Below are 18437 nucleotides of genomic sequence, written 5' to 3' on the forward strand. Positions count from 1 at the left end.
AATAATGGCGCTGAAGCCCTGGGGCCTCAAAAATGATAAATATAGCCAAAATTGTAACACAAAAGGGTTATAGACGAGATTAGGGTAGGCTAAATTGAAGTTTTGATATGGGATGGACAAATACTAGAATCGATGATGATCAACTTTTCACTCCTCCAACTGGGGTGATTGTGGTTTGTGGTGCGACAGCCACCGGAAAATCCGGGTTAGCCCTAACCTTGGCTAAACGCCTGGAAACAGTGATTATCAGCGCCGACTCACGCCAAGTATACCGGGAGTTTGACATCGGAACTGCTAAACCTACTTTAGCAGAAAGGGAACAAGTCCCCCATTATCTGATTGATATCTGCGATCCGACCGAAACCCTAACTTTAGCAGATTATCAGGATCGGGCTAATCAGTTAATCAGCCAATCCGATATATTAGCGGGACCGGGTAAGCCTTTACTTCTGGTGGGAGGAACAGGGTTATATATTAAGGCGATCGCCGCTGGTTTGAAAATTCCCAGAGTTCCACCACACCCCCAATTGCGATCGCAACTCACAGCTTTGGGTCAACCTTTCGCATACAGTATGTTACAGCAGGTTGATCCTATCGCCGCCCAAAAAATTCACCCCAATGATGCTGTACGCACCCTCAGAGGTTTAGAAGTTTATTATGTCACCGGACAAACCATCTCAGCCCAACAAGGGGAAAACCCGCCTAATTACCCGATTTTGCAGTTAGGTCTAACCTGTCAAGACCCACTCACCCTCACCCGGCGGATCTGCGATCGCACTGAGGCTATGATAGAATCCGGCTTGGTGGCGGAAGTGCAAAGTTTAGGCGATCGCTACGGTCAAGATTTACCCCTATTGAAAACTTTAGGCTATCAGGAGATTAGTCAATACCTAGCTGGCGATATTACCCTCGCCGCCGCCAAAGAATTGACAGTTTTGCATACTCGCCAATTTGCTAAACGACAAAACACCTGGTTTAAGGCTATTCCTCAAATTCACTGGTTTGATGCTGATAGTAACAACTTAGTAGACCAAGTTTGGGAAACCATTAACCGTTTTTTAATCGTTTTTTAACTCATCATTAACCTACACAGATTAAATCTCCCCACTGACCCTAACTGGAGGATAAATGAGGAGTAACTTGGAAAACAAGGAGAGAATCATGTCCCGCCCTTATTTTATCACAAGTTAGTTAGTTTAGTGTCGGGCAGACAGATTACCCACTCACCAATTAGCTATCCGCTGCATCAGAAACATCCTCAATAGTCCGTTGTGCAGACTTCTTAGCCTCTCCTACTTTTTCCTTAACTACATCAGCAGTATCTTCTAACTGTCGTTTAGCTTCCTTAGCCATATCTCCACCTTCCTGCTTAACTACATCAGCAGTATCTTCTAACTGTCGTTTAGCTTCCTTAGTCATATTTCCACCTTCTTCCTTAACTATACCCGTAGCCTCTTCCACCTTAGTCTGTACTTCCGCACCCAGGTCTTCAAGTTCCTGACGAAAATCACTCAAATTTTCAGCTACATTTTCCTGAGACTTACCCGCCTCTGAATTATCGTAACTAGCAGTTTCCGTGGTGCCGCAAGCTGCTGTCACCAATAGTAAAGTCACCGCCATTAACACCGTCACCAAATGACCCAATCTCAGAGACTTCATAAAATCAGACAATCGTTTCATCAAAAAACTCCTTAAATTAACTGCAATTGTAGACAAAAAATAAATTTATCTATCATTTATCATCACAAATTATGGGCTATTTGGTATCTATCATAAGGTAGAAATCTGGTGATTTTCCCGGTATTTATACCCGCGATTTTTCTGATACCTGGCTGGACAATATAACTATGTCAACCCCTCCCATGGCTACGCGCGATCGCCATTAAAGTTGAGCAACTGCTTGATATATACCCTGTAGATAATCTGCAATATCCTCTATTTCTAAAGCCAAAATACTATAGTCTAGTAAAACTTGACGGGTGGGGGTTTCATCTTCCTGGTTAGCAAATTCGACTAAGCGTTTTTGTGGTAGACCCTTGAGGTCAACCTAAAACTATTGCGATCGCCTAACTGTATCGGGAATAGGGAGGGAAGGGTTTTTGTGGTAGACCCTTGAGGTCAACCTGAAACTMTTGCGATGGCGTAACTGTATCGGGAATAGGGGGGAGGGGACTTTGATATTTTAGGGAAGTTTCCAACTGTGACAACCCCAAATCAATGCGACTAACAAAGGTTGCTAATGCTGGGTGAGGGTCTGTACCACTAAAATCATTTAATTGGTCAATTAAAACAGTGATAGATCGACTGAACCGAGTTAGGTTAGTCATTAGAGTTAAAGCTATTTCAATTTGAAGTTGGGAAGTTTGCGGGTCATCAATCAGTTTTTGTAGAGAAATTTGGGCGTTAAATTGAGCGAGTCTATTCTGATGACGTTGTTTACTGATAGCATGATAATCAGCAGATTGATTATTAGATAAGTAATAATTGATGACTATCTGGAAATAATCCCGACTACAACTAATAGCATCAGTGGCTAGTCTCCAAAATTGTGGTTCCTGGCGATCGCGAAATAGAAAGAATGCCGCCATAAAAGCTAATCCCGAACCAATTAAAGTAGCAATTACTCGCAGAGTCGCGACCCAAGCATTCTCAAAAGTTAGGCTGTGTTCGAGAGTCACAGCATATACAGTAATGAAAAAAACGGCGACTCCATAGTTAAACCTGAGCAAAGAAAAAGCCACGGAAACCGACATAATAGCAATGGCTTCTAAGCCAGCTTGGGTGTAAATAAACACAGTTAAAACCGGAGTGATTAACGCGCCTAAAACTGTCCCTAAAATTCTTTGAAAAAAACGGCGAAATGTGCTACCAAAATCATGCTGTAAAACCAATAAGACAGTTAAACTAATCCAGAAGCCTCTGGGGATAGATTCAATAGTAGCGATCGCCACAGCTACCGATGTAGCAATAGCCAGTCGGAGTCCATGACGGAAGATAGCAGAATCGAAACTGAAGTTATCTAACAGAGGTTGAAACCAAGGTTGCTCAAGTTTTTCCAACAATATAGTTATTTCTGACAATTCCGAGTTATTTTCTCCCCCAATGGTAGTGGGTTTCATTTCCTGTACAACTAAAAAGGTTCTTTCCAGTAGAGAAATCAATCTATTTAGCACTTCTATCAACCGGACTAGAGCAATTAAACTCACATAAGCATCTACCTGATTACCAATAGTTTGACGTTGAAAAGATTGTTGTTCATCCAAGGCTTGGGTAATTTGTTTAAGGCGGTCACAGTTAACTTGAGCGGGTTGATTGCGGATTGTCTGGACTAGATTTTCCAAATTAAAAACTATTTCTTTAAAAGCCTCATTTAACAAGATTTTAACGGTCATATTTTCCGGCTGGTCTCGATGAATACCTGATAACTTAATTAAGGTAGAGATAGCCGTCATCAAGTATTCAATATCTTGAATCAAAATCACTGCCGCTTGTCCGATTTCGGAAGTCCCTCGGCGACCTTGGCGGTTGATGACTAAAGCATCCTTAGCCAATTGTAATTTTTCTCGCCATCCTTTAACCTGCTGTAATTCCGAGACAGATAGACTGGTAGAATTATTTAAAACTACTTGTATATAATCAGCGATCGCCGCATAACAATCAGCTATGGCTTTTTTGAGGGGGAGATAAGGTTGTAGGGGCCAAAAAATGAACCATAAAGCGATCGCCCAAATTCCTCCCACCAAAGCAATAAACATCCTTTCTCCCGCGACTATGATATCTCCTGGGGGAGTATGAATAGTAAACAGAAATAAAATCCCCGCGACAATTCCCGTCATTACCCCAGGATGTCCATAAACCGCAGCATATCCTACCCCAAACATCCATAAAAAAGTTATCAGTAATTTTAGCCAAATAATATGGGATATCAAAGTTCCCAAACCTATAGCTAAAAGACCTGCTAACAGGGTGGCGATCGCTGTTTTAGCCCGAATTTTATAAGGACCACCCACCGCACCCAAAATAAAAAATACCCCCGTTAAACCTATATAAAATCCCGTCTCTGGATAACCCATTAACCGACCGATTACCAAAGGAACCGCTAAAGCTATACCTGCGCGAATACCTCGGTATGCTTCGATGGTCTTTTCAAATTGCAACAAAAAATTAAACAGGTGATTATTTGCTAAATTCATCCGAATATTTACTCTCAGGAATACACAAGAATTGTTGAGATAATAACTCCGTGATTTCACTAGCCGGAACAGGTCGAGAAAATAAATAACCTTGGGCGGCTTCACAACCGAGTTTTTTTAACCAGTAGAATTGTTCCGGTGTTTCCACACCTTCAGCAATTACATGAAGTTTCAGTAATTTACTTAAAGCTATAATTGATTTCGCAATCACCTGGTGGCGGTCACTCAAATTTTCTGGACTCACAAAAGAACGGTCAATTTTGAGACTATTAACAGGTAATTGGTGCAAATAACTAAGGGAAGAATAACCAGTCCCAAAGTCATCAATACTTAAACCAATACCTTTGGCTTGAATTTGGCTGAGTAAATCACAGGTTTTTTGAACATTCGCTACCAACATACTCTCGGTAATTTCCAGAACTAAACTATTATGGTTCAGATTATAACTATTTAACACTTCGTCAAGTTGTTCTAGTAAAAAACCTTCTAATTGTTTAACTGAAAGGTTGACACTCATTTTTAAACAATGACTGGGAAATTGATTTTTCCACTCTTCTAATTGTTGACAAGCCTTGTGTAATAACCATTTACCTATAGGTATAATTAAACCCGTGTTTTCCGCAATTTCAATAAAGTGACCAGGGGATAAAAGACCCCTTTCGGGATGCTGCCAACGCACCAGTGCTTCTAATCCCTGAATCTTCTGAGTTTTGATATTAACAATAGGTTGATAATATAAAACTAACTCATTGTTTTCTATGGCTTTTCGTAGGTCATTCTCTAGGTGCATTTGTTGCACAGCGTGGAAGTGCATCAACGGGTCAAATATGGCATATCTCCCTCGTCCTTCATGTTTGGCTCGATACATGGCTAAATCGGCATCCCTGAGTAAATCTTCGGCTTTTTCGTGGCGGTTTGTTCGCGCTACTATGCCAATACTACTATTAACAAATACCTCTCTTTCACCTATTTGTAAAGGTGATGTCCGCAGACTTTCTAAAATTCGCTCGGCTACCCGTATTGCTTCATGTATCACCTCTAAATATTCTAAGACAATCACAAATTCATCCCCTCCTAGGTGCGCCAATAAATCAGTATCTCTGACAAAGTTTTTGATAATTTTTGCCACTAATGAAAGCATTTTATCACCAATTAAATGACCTAAACTATCATTGACAACCTTAAAATTATCTAAGTCTAAAAACAGGATAGCTAACTGCAAATTTTCATTATTTTGGGCTCGTTTTAAAGCCATATCTAGCTGTGCCATTAGGTGGGTACGGTTAGGGAGTCCGGTTAAACTATCGTGAAGAGCATCATATTTTAACTGTTCTTCTGCTTTAATGCGATCGCTAACATCCCTAGATGCACTCTGTAAATGTCTCACCTCTCCCTGGTTATCTAAAATTACTTTGGTGAGAGTTTCCAACCAGATATATTCTCCATTTTTTTTGCGGATTTGATAAATTATTGGACGAGATATTCCCGGTAAAATACTGAGGGAATATTCCATACATACCTGATATAATTCCTGGGATTGGAAAATATCAGTTGGTTTTTTACCCATCAGTTCTTCTGGGGTATATCCTAGCAATATTTCACTAGAGGGAGTCACATATAAATAACTGCTATCAGGGGCGTGTAAACATACTAAATCACTCATATTTTCAGTGACTAAACGCAGACGTTCTTCACTTTCAGCTAAGGCAATTTCTATCTGTTTGCGATCGCTAATATCCATAATTAGGGTATCCCATATAATATCCCCATTATCATGGCGTTCTGGCTGTCCTGCTGATTGCAACCATTTCAATTTTCCCGAAGGAGTAGTAATCCGCCATTGCCAAAACCATGGAGCTAGATTATTAGCTGAAATCAGTACAGATTCATACATTGACTCTCGATCATCTGAATGCACCATATCCCACAAAATCTTAGCATCTTTAACAACAGTGTCCGCCCTAACTTCCCACAATTCATAACAGCCTTCACTCATATATAAAACCTGATCAGAACCGTCTGGGTGCAGCACATATTGAAAAATTGCCCCAGGTACATTAGCCGCCATCTTTTGAAAACGCTGTTCACTTTTCATCAGGGCTTTTTCAACTTGATTACGGCGCTTAATTTCTACACCCAATAAACGATTCCACACCAATAAAACCACTACCCCAGCAATGGTTGTATATATCCCTAAATTGATTAAAATTTCCTTCATTTGTTGCCGGCCAAATTTAGCCGGTGGTTGTAGCCAGCGTCTGTAGGCTTGATAATAAGCAGAATTAGCATCCCTTTTCATCTCTAATATTTGCTGGTCAAGGGCGGCTAAAATAGCATAATTTTCACCTCTTGCCGTGACAAAATGTAGTCGAGAAGGGTTAATTAAAATATGGGTTCTCGCTAAATTATAGACCGATGAAGCCTCCCAACCATAGAGATGATTTACCACACCCGCATCAACTTCTCCATTGGCAACTAGCTCAAAAATCTCCTGAAAACTAGAGGCTTCCACTAATTCCGGTTGAACGGCAAAAGCCTCGGCTTTTTCTATCAATAATGACTGTTGAATACTACCAGCTAATACAGCTACTCGTTTTTGATGTAAGTCGATAATCGAGTTAATAGAAATTCCCGGTCTTCCATAAATCTCCGACCAACTTACCAGGACAACTTCTTGGTTAAAATCAAAACGGCGATCGCGTTCTTCCGAGTGAGCCACATCTACCATTAAATCAAGCTGTCCTTCCTCCAATAATTCTAAGCATTGATTCCACTCACAGGGGATATACTGCAACTGCCAATTTTCCCTCCTCGCCATAGGCTTCAGTATATCTACCCAGAACCCGGTAGGTTTACCATTTTCATCAATAAAAACCTTGGGTTTATTTTCGTATACACCAACCCTAACTATATCGACTGTACCTTGAACGGGCGCAGCATCTACCCCTAAGTACATAGATATAATCAAGCAACTACTAAACGCTGCGACAAAATTCATTTTATGATGATTCATTTTAATTCAGTCTATCATATAATAGATAGTAGCAACCCCATACTAAAATCCGCCCAATCTTCTGCTTATAGAGCAGTAGTTGACAGTTTCCCCATCCCCAGGAATAATCAGTAAGTATCTATTCCCTCTGGTTACATCTGTTGAACCCAACAGACAGCCAGAGACTACCTTGTTGATGTTAATCAATGGCAATTATCGAAGGCATCAAAATCGGCTGTCAAAAAATACAACCCTCCCTAACCCCAGAAGAAGCAGCCAGGTGGCTATGGCGTGATTTATCCTTTAACTTAGAACCTGGCATACAATTAGGCTTAGTTGGTGCCACCGGAACCGGAAAAAGTTTATTATTGAGAGCGATCGCCTGCCTTGACCCCCTAGATGAAGGAGAAATCAGATATTTAGATCGGCCCCTGAGCGCCTGGAATTTGCCCTTGTACCGCTCACAAGTCATTTACCTACATCAACGCCCCATCATGTTCGAGGGTAGCGTAGAAGCCAATCTAAAGGCAGTCTATCAACTCGCCATTAACTCCCACCGTCGCTATGACCCTCACCAAGTCCGAGACCTACTGGAAACCTTTGACCGCCACCCTGATTTTCTCCACCAACCAGCCACCAACCTATCAGGGGGAGAAAGTCAACTTGTGGCAATTATCCGAGCCCTACAACTAGAACCAATGGTTTTGTTATTAGATGAATGTACAGCATCTTTAGACCCAGAAACCACCCACAAAGTCGAAGAGGCGATCGCCTTCTGGCTGTCTGCTAACCCCCAACGTGCTTGCATTTGGACTAGCCACGACCCCCAGCAAATTAAACGAGTGACCAACCAACAGCTTATGCTTTCTCCCTATGTCGGATAATTACCTTTCCCTCAGTTATGGACAACTAGGCGCATCAGTTTTATTAATTATAATCAACGTCGCCCTATCCCTACAATTACGCCTAGGTTTAGAACGCTCCCTCGCCATAGCATCACTGCGGTGCGTAGTACAATTATTGTTAGTCGGCTATATCCTAGAATGGTTATTCGCCCTGGATAACCCCTGGGTAGTATTAGCGATCGCTCTATTAATGGCAGCCATAGCCGGAATATCAGCAGTAAACCGAACATCGCGCCGTTTTGCGGGAATCTATTGGCGGAGTTTACTGTCAGTATTAGTATCAGCCTTTTTAATCACCAACCTATCAGTCATCGGCATCATTCAAGTACAACCTTGGTACAATCCCCAATATTTAATCCCTCTGTTGGGAATGATCCTCGGAAACACATTAAACGGAATTTCTTTAGGCTTAGACAGGTTTATGGAAGGAGTCGTCAGTAACCGTAATGGCATTGAAACCCTACTCGCCCTAGGTGCTACCAGGTGGGAAGCCAGCCATAAACAAATTCAGACCGCAGTCCGAACCGGGATGATACCCATCATTAACTCTATGATGGTTATGGGTGTAGTTAGTTTACCCGGTATGATGACTGGTCAAATTTTAGCCGGAGCCAGTCCCCTTGATGCTGTACGCTATCAGATTATAATTGTGTTTGCGATCGCTTCCGCGAGCGCCCTCGGAACTCTCGGAGTCGTCATACTAGCCTGGGGGGCCCTATTCAGTCCCAGTCACCAACTCCTAAGCGATCGCCTCCATCACATCACCAAAAACTGAGTTGTTATCATGGAACGACTATCACCACTCCTGAAATATCCTAATTTTGTGTTACAAAGGATCCTGGCATCAACTGCGATCGCATTTCATCATATAGGCAGCCGTGACTCAAACCCTAACCCCATCATTCTCAGACACCCAGAACGTTCATCGCTATGTTTTAGATAACGGCATTACCCTGTTAGTCACCGAAAACCCGGCGGCGGACATTATCGCCACCCGTTTATTTTTGAGAACCGGAACCCGTTGGGAGCCACCACACCAAGCCGGACTCTCTCACCTCCTCGCCGCCGTCATGACCAAAGGGACAGAAAACCTCTCATCCCTAGAAATTGCCGAAAGAGTCGAGTCAGTAGGGGCGAGAGTTAGCGCCGACACCTCCTCCGACTATTTCCTCGTTGGTGTCAAAACAGTTTCTGGGGACTTCGAGAATATTTTGGAGTTAGTCGCCCAACTTTTGCGCGCCCCATCTTTTCCCGAAGCGGAAATAGAACTCGAACGTCGCATCACCATTCAAGGTATTAGGTCTCACAAAGAACAGCCATTTTCCATCGCTTTCGACTTTCTGCGACGGGGAATGTACCAAAACCATCCCTATGCCATTTCCACCCTCGGGACTGAAGAAACCGTAAGCCAAATTACCCGCGCCGACCTACAAGAATTTCATCAGACCTATTTTCGCCCAGATAATCTGATTATTTCCCTAGCCGGACGCATTAGCTTAGATAAAGCCCTAAGCCACATACAAAAAACCTTTGGAGACTGGAAAGCCGACCGGACTCCCCTCCCCAAACTGACACTACCACAAATCATCTCCAACCCTCACCAGGCGATCGCACCCCAGGAAACCCAGCAATCTGTCATTATGCTAGGATACCTCGCCGCCTCCGTCTATGATCACGATTATGCCGCCCTCAAAGTCATTAACACCTATCTGGGGAATGGTCTATCCAGTCGCCTCTTTGTCGAATTACGCGAAAAGCGCGGACTAGCCTATGATGTATCGGCTTTTTATCCCACCCGCCTAGATGCTTCCCAATTTGTAGTGTATATGGGAACTGCTCCTAATAATACCGCGATCGCTATTGACGGACTACGCACCGAAGTAGAACGACTCACCACCACCCCCCTCACACAAGAAGAACTCCAGGTCGCTAAAAATAAGCTCCTAGGACAATATGCCCTCGGAAAGCAAACTAACAGCCAACTCGCCCAAATTTACGGATGGTATGAAACCCTGGAATTGGGCATTGACTTTGACCAGCAATTTCAAATTGATGTCGCTTCCGTCACAGTTCCACAAGTCCAAGCCATATCTCAAAAATACTTCGGTCAACCTTACCTCGTCTTAGTCGGTCCAGAGGCGATCGTCAGCCCATTTTCCCACTCCCACTAACATACTCTCCGCCATACTACTACACAAACTCACCATTTTGTCAATAGGTATAAAAACAGAGATCCTCATTCACCCTCAAAACTCGTGTATCGCCAGCTTCAGATTTTCGTCAAAAAATCACTTTAATCGCCATATAATCAGGGTTTCAGCCTTTATTTTTGCATAAAGACACAACAAGCCCTTGGTATCGGTTTCCTCAATGCTACCACAACCCCGATAATCTCGTCAACTTGTTGCCACTTTTGATCACCAAAAATGTATCAAATCTTAACAGTCTTTGAAAAATCCCATATATTTGAGCCGTATCAATTAGCCAAACTTATTTTTGGGTCAGGCAACAAATCACCCTGTGGGGTCAACCTGAATCGACCCCTTAATTGATGGTTTCCGATTTGAGACGGTCTATTTAACTGGGTTTACTGACGCTTTTACAGTGGCTGCTGTCAACAATATGCGATCGTAGGGTAGCCGGTTGGGTGAGTGATTCATGAGCCGGTACAGGTTCCCCTATCGGGTGAAAAATCACCTGTTTACAGACCAATTGACTACTACCGCTATAGGCATAATCCCAAATATAGGATTCTGTATCATTAATCGTCGCCGCAGCCGGAGACCAAAACGAACTCAGCAAGACCAATTCTAAAGCCACTAAGGCCGTGATGATATATTTCCACATAATAATCCCCATTCCCATCAACTCACAGGGTCATAGGCGAGTTTCCGCAGCATCCCTATTGGCGATCGCCAGTCGATACAACCCGCCCATTCTCCCATTATATCAGCCCATTCCGGGATGTCAAAACCTATTCCGTTTCGCCCTTAGTGCTGGACTTTTTGGCGGTCGTGGACTTTTTGGCGGTCGTGGACTTTTTGGCAGTCGTGGACTTTTTGGCAGTCGTGGACTTTTTGGCGGTCGTGGACTTTTTGGCAGTCGTGGACTTTTTGGCAGTGGTACTGCTAGTAGACTTCGACTTCGACTTGGACTTGGAGCCAGAAGCCGCCTTAGCCTTTAATAGTTCCAAAGCCTGTTCCAGGGTAAAAGTTTCGATCGCCTGGTCTTTAGGCAAAGAAGCATTAATTTTGCCATGCTTAATATAGGGACCATAGCGACCATCATAGATATTGAGAGGTTCTCCATCTTCCGGGTGTTCTCCCAACTCTCGCAGGGGAGTAAGAGTTTTTTTAGTTCCCCTGCGTCCCACCTTAGGTTGAGCCAGAAGTTCCAAAGCCCGCTCAAAAGTGATAGTCAACACATCATCAGGAGCCTTAATAGAGCGATAATCCTTAGCCTCCTTACTTTCATGAACCACATAAGGACCAAAGCGACCAATAGCAGCCTTAACCTTAGCCCCCGTTTCGGGATGCAGTCCCAAAAGGCGAGGTAAAGACAAAAGCGACACCGCCACATCCAAAGTCACAGCATCCTTTTCCAGCCCCTTGGGAAGAGAAACCCGTTTCGGCTTCTTATTAGTTTCCGACTCTTCCCCCAACTGCACATAGGGACCATAGGGACCAATTAACATAAAAATCGGTTCTCCTGCTTCGGGATGGACTCCCAGCTTTTCCGGTCCCTCCGTCTTTTGTCCAATCAACTCCTGAATTAACTCAGGAGTCAGGTCAGCAGGAGTCAGGTCTTGAGGAATAGAAGCAGTAATAATCTCCTCATCCTTCTGTGCCTCGATATAAGGCCCAAAGCGACCCAAACACAAACGGTAAGTCATGCCATCAGTAGCATCACCCAAATTTTCCAATTCAATAGTGCGGGCTACCTTAGCATCAATTTGGCTTTCCTGTTCCTTAACCTGATTTTCCAGCCCCCCGTCACCGGAATAGAACTTTTGCAGATAAGGTAACTGGTCCGCCTGTCCAGTGGCTATCTCATCAAGAGTATTCTCCATGCGAGCGGTGAAACCGATATCCACCAAATCGGGAAAATGTTTTTCCAGCAGGCTATTAACCGCAAAAGCCGTAAAAGTAGGAATCAGAGCATTACCCTTAATTTGAGCATAACCGCGATCGATAATCGTACCAATCACACTCGCGTAGGTACTCGGACGACCTACCCCCTCACTTTCGAGAGTTTTAACCAAAGATGCTTCTGTAAAGCGCGCCGGAGGTTGGGTTTCATGTCCGATCGCCTCCAAATCCTTACAATCAGGATGTTGACCTACTTTTAAAGGTGGTAGAGGTACTTCTTGATTTTCCAAAGCCGCATCAGGATCATCAGACCCCTCTACATAAGCCCGCAAAAACCCAGGGAAATCAATACGTTTCCCGGTCGCCCGAAAACCCGCATCTTCCACTTGTAAGTCAACAGAGATATTAGTTTGGCGAGAGTCAGCCATCTGAGAAGCAACCGTCCGCTTCCAAATTAAGTCATACAGTTTCAAGTCATTACCACTTAACTCAGTTTCCTGGGGAGTACGGAAATAATTTCCAGCCGGGCGGATAGCTTCGTGGGCTTCTTGAGCCCCCTTACTTTTGGTCGTGTACTGGCGCGGTTTCGGACTCAGGTACTCTTTGCCATATTTCTGCTCAACGCAGTTTCTAGCAGCTACTATGGCTTGCTCTGATAAATGCACAGAGTCAGTCCGCATATAGGTAATATAACCCCGCTCATAGAGTCCCTGAGCCACCTGCATAGTTTGGCGGGCGCTAAGTCTGAGTTTCCGGTTAGCCTCCTGTTGGAGAGTCGATGTGGTAAATGGCGGCGCGGGTTTGCGAGTAACTGAGCGTTCGTCAATATTCCTCACAGACCAGAGTTTCTCCCTCAGTCTCTCCTTGAGGGCTTGGGCTTGGTCTGAGTTTAGTAGGACTACATTACGCCCCTGGGCGATTTGACCAGTGCTTTCGTCGAAGTCGCTACCTGTGGCTACCTTTACCCCATTCAGGGTAATTAGTTTCGCCTCAAACTCGGTTTTACCTTGTTCGAGCAAGGCTTTGAGATCCCAATATCCCCCCTGTCGGAAGGCGCGACGCTCCCTCTCTCGGTTTACTATCAATCTTACGGCTACAGACTGCACCCGACCTGCTGACAAGCCTCTGGCGATTTTTTTCCACAGCAGTGGTGACAGGGTATAACCATAGAGGCGATCGAGTATCCGCCGGGTTTCCTGGGCGTGAACCAGTTGTTCATCTAAGTCTCGGCAATGTTGTAGGGCTTGGAGTATGGCTTCGGAGGTAATTTCATGGAACACCATACGCCGGGTGGGAATTTTCGGTTTTAGCACCTGCAACAAGTGCCAGCTAATACTTTCCCCTTCTCGGTCTTCGTCGGTCGCTAGAACTAATTCTGTCGCTTGTTTGAGCGCTTTCTTGAGTTCTTTGACCACTTTCTGCTTATCTTTGGGGATTACATAAATAGGCTCAAAATTCCCTTCCACGTTTACCCCTAGCCCTGCCCATGTTTTCCCCTTGTACTCTTCGGGAATTTCATCAGCAGAGGGTGGTAAATCTCGGATATGGCCCATTGAGGCTTCTACCTGATAGTCTTTCGGTAAGAAGTTACGAATAGTCCGGGCTTTGGTCGGTGATTCAACGATAACTAAAGTTGACATAGCAGCTTTTTCGTATAGCAGCAAACTGGACTTGGGGGTCTAGCCCTGGTTCGGGGGAGACCATAATTTCTCTTTTTCTCTTGTCGGACTGTTTAGGCAACACCAGCACTCTCTAGCCTAACCCAACATTTCCAACTATCTCACTTTATTTAGCCCCCGATCGCTTATAATAAGGGTTTGCGTTTAATTTTCAACTGGAGGGTACTATGTCTCGTGTCTGTCAGCTTACAGGAAAACGGGCTAATAACGGAATGGCTGTCTCTCACTCCCACCGTCGTAGCCATAAACTACAACAAGCCAATTTGCAGTGGAAACGGATATGGTGGCCCCAAGGTAAGCGCTGGGTACGTCTGAGACTTTCCACTAAGGCTATTAAAACTATTGAGAAGAAAGGGTTACAAGCTATGGCTAAAGAGGCTGGCATCGATCTCAATAAATTTTAACTTTTCCAGCCATATACCACCCATATCTATTGATCATGGAACTCCCTCTCCTTCTGGGAGAGGGCGAGAGGTCTGGGATAATTAATTAATTGTCCCAGACATACTTCCTATCCTACCTAAGTCAATTTAGCCAGAATTAGACCAAACCAATTGTTACTATCAGTCCAAGTCTTGACGGGTTGTAAACCTTGCTGGTTAAGATAATTCTGCATATTTTCTAGTTCAAATTTGCGGGAGATTTCGGTGCGGACTGTTTCCTGGGCGCTAAAATTGACGGTCAAGTTTAAACTTTTTAGGCGTACAGTTTGCTGACAGAGACTGCGTAGGTGCATCTCAATTTGATGTTCTTCTAGGTTATAAAAAGCCCAATGTTCAAAGTTTTTGATATCAAAATCACCATCAAAACGATGGTTTAAATGTGACAGCATATTTAAATTAAAAGCAGCCGTTACCCCCTGACTGTCATTATAAGCGGCTTCTACAATATCGGTGGGTTTATGTAAATCAACTCCTAATAGGAAATATTCCCCCGGTAATAAAGCGGCTGTAATTTGTGCAAAAAAGCGATCGCACTCAGTGGGGGTTAAATTTCCCAAGGTGCTACCCAGAAAGCAAATCATCCGACTGGGAAGGGGTGCGGGTTCTAATTTTGCTAAAGCCTGTTCATAGGTGGCTACAATTCCATGAACTTGTAAAGATGGATAATCTTCTAATAATTGATAGGCGCTATTTTCCAAAATACCGCCACTAATATCAATGGGAAGATAACGCAGAGGATAGCCTAAACTTTGGTAAGCATCTAATAAAATCCGAGTTTTAGTAGAACTACCACTCCCTAACTCTACCAATTCCGTCGGACCAGTTAAAGTGGCAATTTCCGACGCAAAATCCCTTAAAATAGCCGTTTCTGTGCGGGTCGGATAATATTCGGGTAATTCGCAGATTTTTTCAAACAATAGAGAACCCTGATCATCATAAAAATACTTAGGGGACAGAGTTTTCGGCTGGTAGGGGGTTGCTAGACTCTCGATTATATCATAACCCGTGGCGGGTTCATTGGCTGGGGTCTGATTTGCATTAACTAGAGATTCAATCCTGATTCGTTGCTGGAGTAGGGAGCGATCGCTCGTTTCTGTAGTAGTCTGGGGGTGGGAGATATACATTATGGCTAAAGTATACACAGCAATGGCATCAAAAAAAACTGCTGCCATTATGTATTGTCCCATACCATTGTCAACAAAAGGTTATGTTAACCGAACTCAAAAACCATCAACTGTTATGGCTTACCMCAATAAACGTAACCGTGAGCATCCCTCGGTAAATTCCCATTGGTCTACCCAAGKCGAATTGGTAGGTTTAGAMTTTGAACTCACACCCACCGACAATCATATCCTTTACCCTCAATATACCATTGGTCTACACGCCTGGTTTCTCGACCAAGTGCGTAACACTAACCCAGAACTTTCCCAATATCTCCATGATGGACAATCGGAAAAACCCTTTACCATTTCAGGGTTGTCCGGTTCCCTAATCAGTTCTGGAAAAAATCTGCAACTACAAGGCGATCGCCTCTACCGTTGGTATGTCACCGGGTTATCTCGTCCAGTAGTTCAGTGGCTAGGGAAATGGACCCAAAACCTACCCCCCCGCATTGAACTCAGAAACGCCCCCCTAACCATCAATTCCTGTAAAGTCTTCCTGGAAGCCAAGACCTATCAGCAACTGTGGGAACAGCAGTCTCCCAAAACCTCTAACCTGAAATTAAGTTTTCTCTCTCCCACCAGTTTTCGTCACAAAGGACATCATCTCCCCCTACCAATTCCAGTTAACCTATTTCATAGCTACCTGCGGCGATGGCATGATTTTTCGGAGATTAAATGCGATCGCGACCTATTTTTAGAATGGGTCGATGAGTTTGTCATCCTCCAACGTCATTATCTACAGTCCGTCAAAGTCGCCGCCGGAAAACGGGGAATGGTAACCGGGTTCACCGGAGCCATTGAATTAGCCAGATCCCAGAAAAGCAAAACCCAGTTTTCTGGAAATATCCAACAGCAGCAACAGCTATTTTACGCCCTAGGACAACTCGCCCCCTACTGTGGAACGGGACATAAAACCCCCTTTGGCTTAGGACAAACCCGCTTAGGCTGGTTAGTAGACGATATCCAGAATGTGTCTACTATTCAACAAATACTAGCCGATCGCATTCTGGAATTAACCGACATTTTCCGTTCCCAAAGACAGCGCACCGGGGGAAACCGCGCCACCGACATAGCCGAAACCTGGGCGACTATTCTGGCGCGTCGGGAGTTGGGAGAATCTCTAGTGGCGATCGCTACTGATTTAGAAATGCCATATCAGACAGTAAAAACCTATGCTAAACTAGCACGGCGCGCCTTAAATTAAAACATTCATCAGATGCACACAAAATACCAGATGCTGTTATCTAACTTGGTTAGGGGTAGTCGGCGGCGGTTCCGAGTCCTATGGCAATTTTTAGGACTGTTTGGCTTGGTTAGCTTCCTCATTATCAGTTGCGCTCAACCCAATAATCAAACCACTACTACCCCAGGGTCTAGCAACGGCGACGAACGGATTATTATTGGTACTACCCAAACTCTCCGCACTATCGATCCAGCCGATGCTTATGAGGTGATTTCTGGCAATCTTCTGTATAATTTAGGCGATCGCCTCTACGCCTATGAAGTGGGAACTACCCAACTCAAGCCTCAACTAGCTACCGATTTTCCTACCATTAGCGACGATAGGCTAACCTATACTATCCCCCTACGCCAGGGGGTGCTTTTCCATGATGACACGCCTTTTAATGCTGAGGCGATGGCTTTTTCCCTGCGCCGATTTATTGAAAACGGCGGACCCCCTTCCTCTTTACTCTCCGATATTGTTGAGGAGATTACCACCACCGGCGAATATGAATTAACTATTAAACTCAAGCGTCCCTTTGCCGCTTTCCCCTCCCTATTAGCATTTTCGGGAGCTTGTGCGGTTTCCCCTAGTGCTTATGAAATTGGGGCGGGTAAATTTAAGCCTAATTCTTTTGTCGGAACCGGACCTTATGTTTTAACAGAATATGCTGTTGATCTGATTCGCCTCCATCCTTTTGACCAATATTGGGGGGATAAACCAGCTAATCAAGGTGTGGATTTACAACGTTTTTCTAGTCCTGCTAATTTGTTTAATGCTTTCCGCACTAATGCTGTCGATGTCGCTTATATATCCCTTGAGCCTGACCAAATTGCCAATTTATTAGAAGGTGCAGAACAGGGAAGATGGCAAGCAATTAGTGCTGATGGAAATACTATTAATTACATAGTATTAAATGTGAACAGCGAACCCTTAGATCGGGTGGAAGTTCGACAGGCGATCGCCTCTTTAGTCGATAGAAATTTAATTAATGAAAGGGTTCTCCGAGGACAAGCCGAACCTCTTTATAGTCTCATTCCTACTACTTTTGAAAGTCACCTTCCCGTATTTAAGGAAGCCTACGGAGATGCTAATTTTGAGAAGGCTAAACAACTGTTAACAGAGGCGGGATTTACTCCCGAAAACCCCGCTGTGGTTGAACTTTGGTATGGCGCGAACTCCCAGAAACGTCAAGAGTTGGCGGCTACTCTCAAGGCTTTATCTGATAATAATTTGGGGGGTATTTTACAGTTACAACCTCAAAGTGTAGACACAACTACGGCTTTTCAAAATTTGGATAAGGGAATTTATCCGACTTTTATTCTGGATTGGTATGCCGATTTCTTGGACCCTGATAACTATATACACCCCTTTCTTGATTGTGCTAATGGTTCCCCCCAAACTGGATGCATCGAAGGTGCTAGTCAATATCATGGGTCTTTCTACTATAGCGATCGCATGAATCAGTTAATTCGCCAACAGCGCACTGAGGCTAACCCTGCGACTCGCCAAGCTATCTTTCAGGAAATTCAACAAATTCTGGCTGAGGATGTGCCTTTTATTCCCCTATGGCAAGACAAAATCCATGTTTTCGCCCAAAACAACATTCAAGGCGTTAACCTCCAGGCTAATCAACAGTTCCCTTTCTGGCCTTTGGCTAAATTCACTCCCCAATAACTCATAGATGGGACAGGGGGCTATGCCCTACTGTCCTGTTTTTTTGCCCCCGGTTTACCAACAAACCCCTATTAC

General features: G+C 44.0%; 13 protein-coding genes. 7 read left to right on the forward strand and 6 right to left on the reverse strand.

The annotated features are described in order from the left end of the window. The first annotated feature begins 107 nt into the window (after positions 1-107). Positions 108-1073 (forward strand): tRNA (adenosine(37)-N6)-dimethylallyltransferase MiaA, encoded by a 966-nt coding sequence (gene miaA, locus B9T16_RS00895; RefSeq protein ID WP_152088451.1) that lies wholly within the window; start codon positions 108-110, stop codon positions 1071-1073. Between the two features lie 157 nt (positions 1074-1230). Here miaA and B9T16_RS00900 read toward each other — a convergent pair whose 3' ends face one another. The 3 genes from B9T16_RS00900 to B9T16_RS00910 all read right to left on the reverse strand — a co-directional run bounded on the left by B9T16_RS00900 (position 1231) and on the right by B9T16_RS00910 (position 7206). After that, a complete protein-coding gene (locus tag B9T16_RS00900; RefSeq protein WP_410243908.1) occupies positions 1231-1680 on the reverse strand; it encodes a hypothetical protein in 450 nt (149 codons plus the stop codon). Between the two features lie 386 nt (positions 1681-2066). After that, positions 2067-4193: an FUSC family protein gene (locus B9T16_RS00905; RefSeq protein WP_410243909.1), complete on the reverse strand. Its 2127-nt coding sequence runs from the start codon at positions 4191-4193 to the stop codon at positions 2067-2069. Further along, complete coding sequence (locus B9T16_RS00910) at positions 4177-7206, reverse strand: EAL domain-containing protein (RefSeq protein WP_410243910.1); 3030 nt, start codon at positions 7204-7206, stop codon at positions 4177-4179. The genes B9T16_RS00905 and B9T16_RS00910 overlap by 17 nt, the downstream gene beginning before the upstream one ends. Positions 7207-7391: 185 nt before the next feature. On the opposite strand from B9T16_RS00910, the gene B9T16_RS00915 reads away from it, so the two are divergent. From B9T16_RS00915 to B9T16_RS00925, 3 genes are all read left to right on the forward strand, one after another. Continuing rightward, a complete protein-coding gene (locus B9T16_RS00915; RefSeq protein WP_410243911.1) occupies positions 7392-8069 on the forward strand; it encodes an ATP-binding cassette domain-containing protein in 678 nt (225 codons plus the stop codon). Then, positions 8059-8865: an ABC transporter permease gene (locus tag B9T16_RS00920; RefSeq protein WP_410243912.1), complete on the forward strand. Its 807-nt coding sequence runs from the start codon at positions 8059-8061 to the stop codon at positions 8863-8865. Before B9T16_RS00915 ends, B9T16_RS00920 begins: the two co-directional genes overlap by 11 nt. A 103-nt stretch (positions 8866-8968) precedes the next feature. Further along, the gene (locus B9T16_RS00925; RefSeq protein WP_410243913.1) at positions 8969-10261 is read left to right on the forward strand and encodes a M16 family metallopeptidase; all 1293 of its coding nucleotides are present in this window, start codon (positions 8969-8971) and stop codon (positions 10259-10261) included. Positions 10262-10667: 406 nt separating this feature from the next. Here B9T16_RS00925 and B9T16_RS00930 read toward each other — a convergent pair whose 3' ends face one another. Both B9T16_RS00930 and topA read right to left on the reverse strand, forming a co-directional pair. After that, positions 10668-10937, reverse strand: a complete 270-nt coding sequence (locus tag B9T16_RS00930; protein ID WP_410243914.1) for a hypothetical protein — start codon at positions 10935-10937, stop codon at positions 10668-10670. A gap of 127 nt (positions 10938-11064) precedes the next feature. Beyond that, the gene (gene topA / locus B9T16_RS00935) at positions 11065-13818 is read right to left on the reverse strand and encodes a type I DNA topoisomerase (RefSeq protein WP_410243915.1); all 2754 of its coding nucleotides are present in this window, start codon (positions 13816-13818) and stop codon (positions 11065-11067) included. A gap of 206 nt (positions 13819-14024) precedes the next feature. Here topA and rpmB point away from each other — a divergent pair, with 206 nt between their 5' ends. Continuing rightward, complete coding sequence (gene rpmB / locus B9T16_RS00940; RefSeq protein ID WP_006619330.1) at positions 14025-14261, forward strand: 50S ribosomal protein L28; 237 nt, start codon at positions 14025-14027, stop codon at positions 14259-14261. Between the two features lie 116 nt (positions 14262-14377). On the opposite strand, the gene egtD is transcribed toward rpmB, so the two are convergent. Beyond that, positions 14378-15424 carry an L-histidine N(alpha)-methyltransferase gene (gene egtD / locus B9T16_RS00945; RefSeq protein WP_014276351.1) on the reverse strand — a complete coding sequence of 349 codons (1047 nt, stop codon included), beginning with the start codon at positions 15422-15424 and terminating at the stop codon, positions 14378-14380. A 115-nt stretch (positions 15425-15539) separates the two neighbouring features. On the opposite strand from egtD, the gene cas6 reads away from it, so the two are divergent. Further along, on the forward strand, positions 15540-16667 hold the full coding sequence (cas6, locus tag B9T16_RS00950) for a CRISPR-associated endoribonuclease Cas6 (protein ID WP_410243932.1): 1128 nt from the start codon (positions 15540-15542) through the stop codon (positions 16665-16667). Between the two features lie 12 nt (positions 16668-16679). Beyond that, complete coding sequence (locus tag B9T16_RS00955) at positions 16680-18362, forward strand: ABC transporter substrate-binding protein (RefSeq protein WP_410243916.1); 1683 nt, start codon at positions 16680-16682, stop codon at positions 18360-18362. Positions 18363-18437: the final 75 nt, after the last annotated feature.

The organism is Arthrospira sp. PCC 8006 (assembly GCF_046480465.1).
Taxonomy (GTDB): Bacteria; Cyanobacteriota; Cyanobacteriia; order Cyanobacteriales; family Microcoleaceae; genus Limnospira; species Limnospira platensis.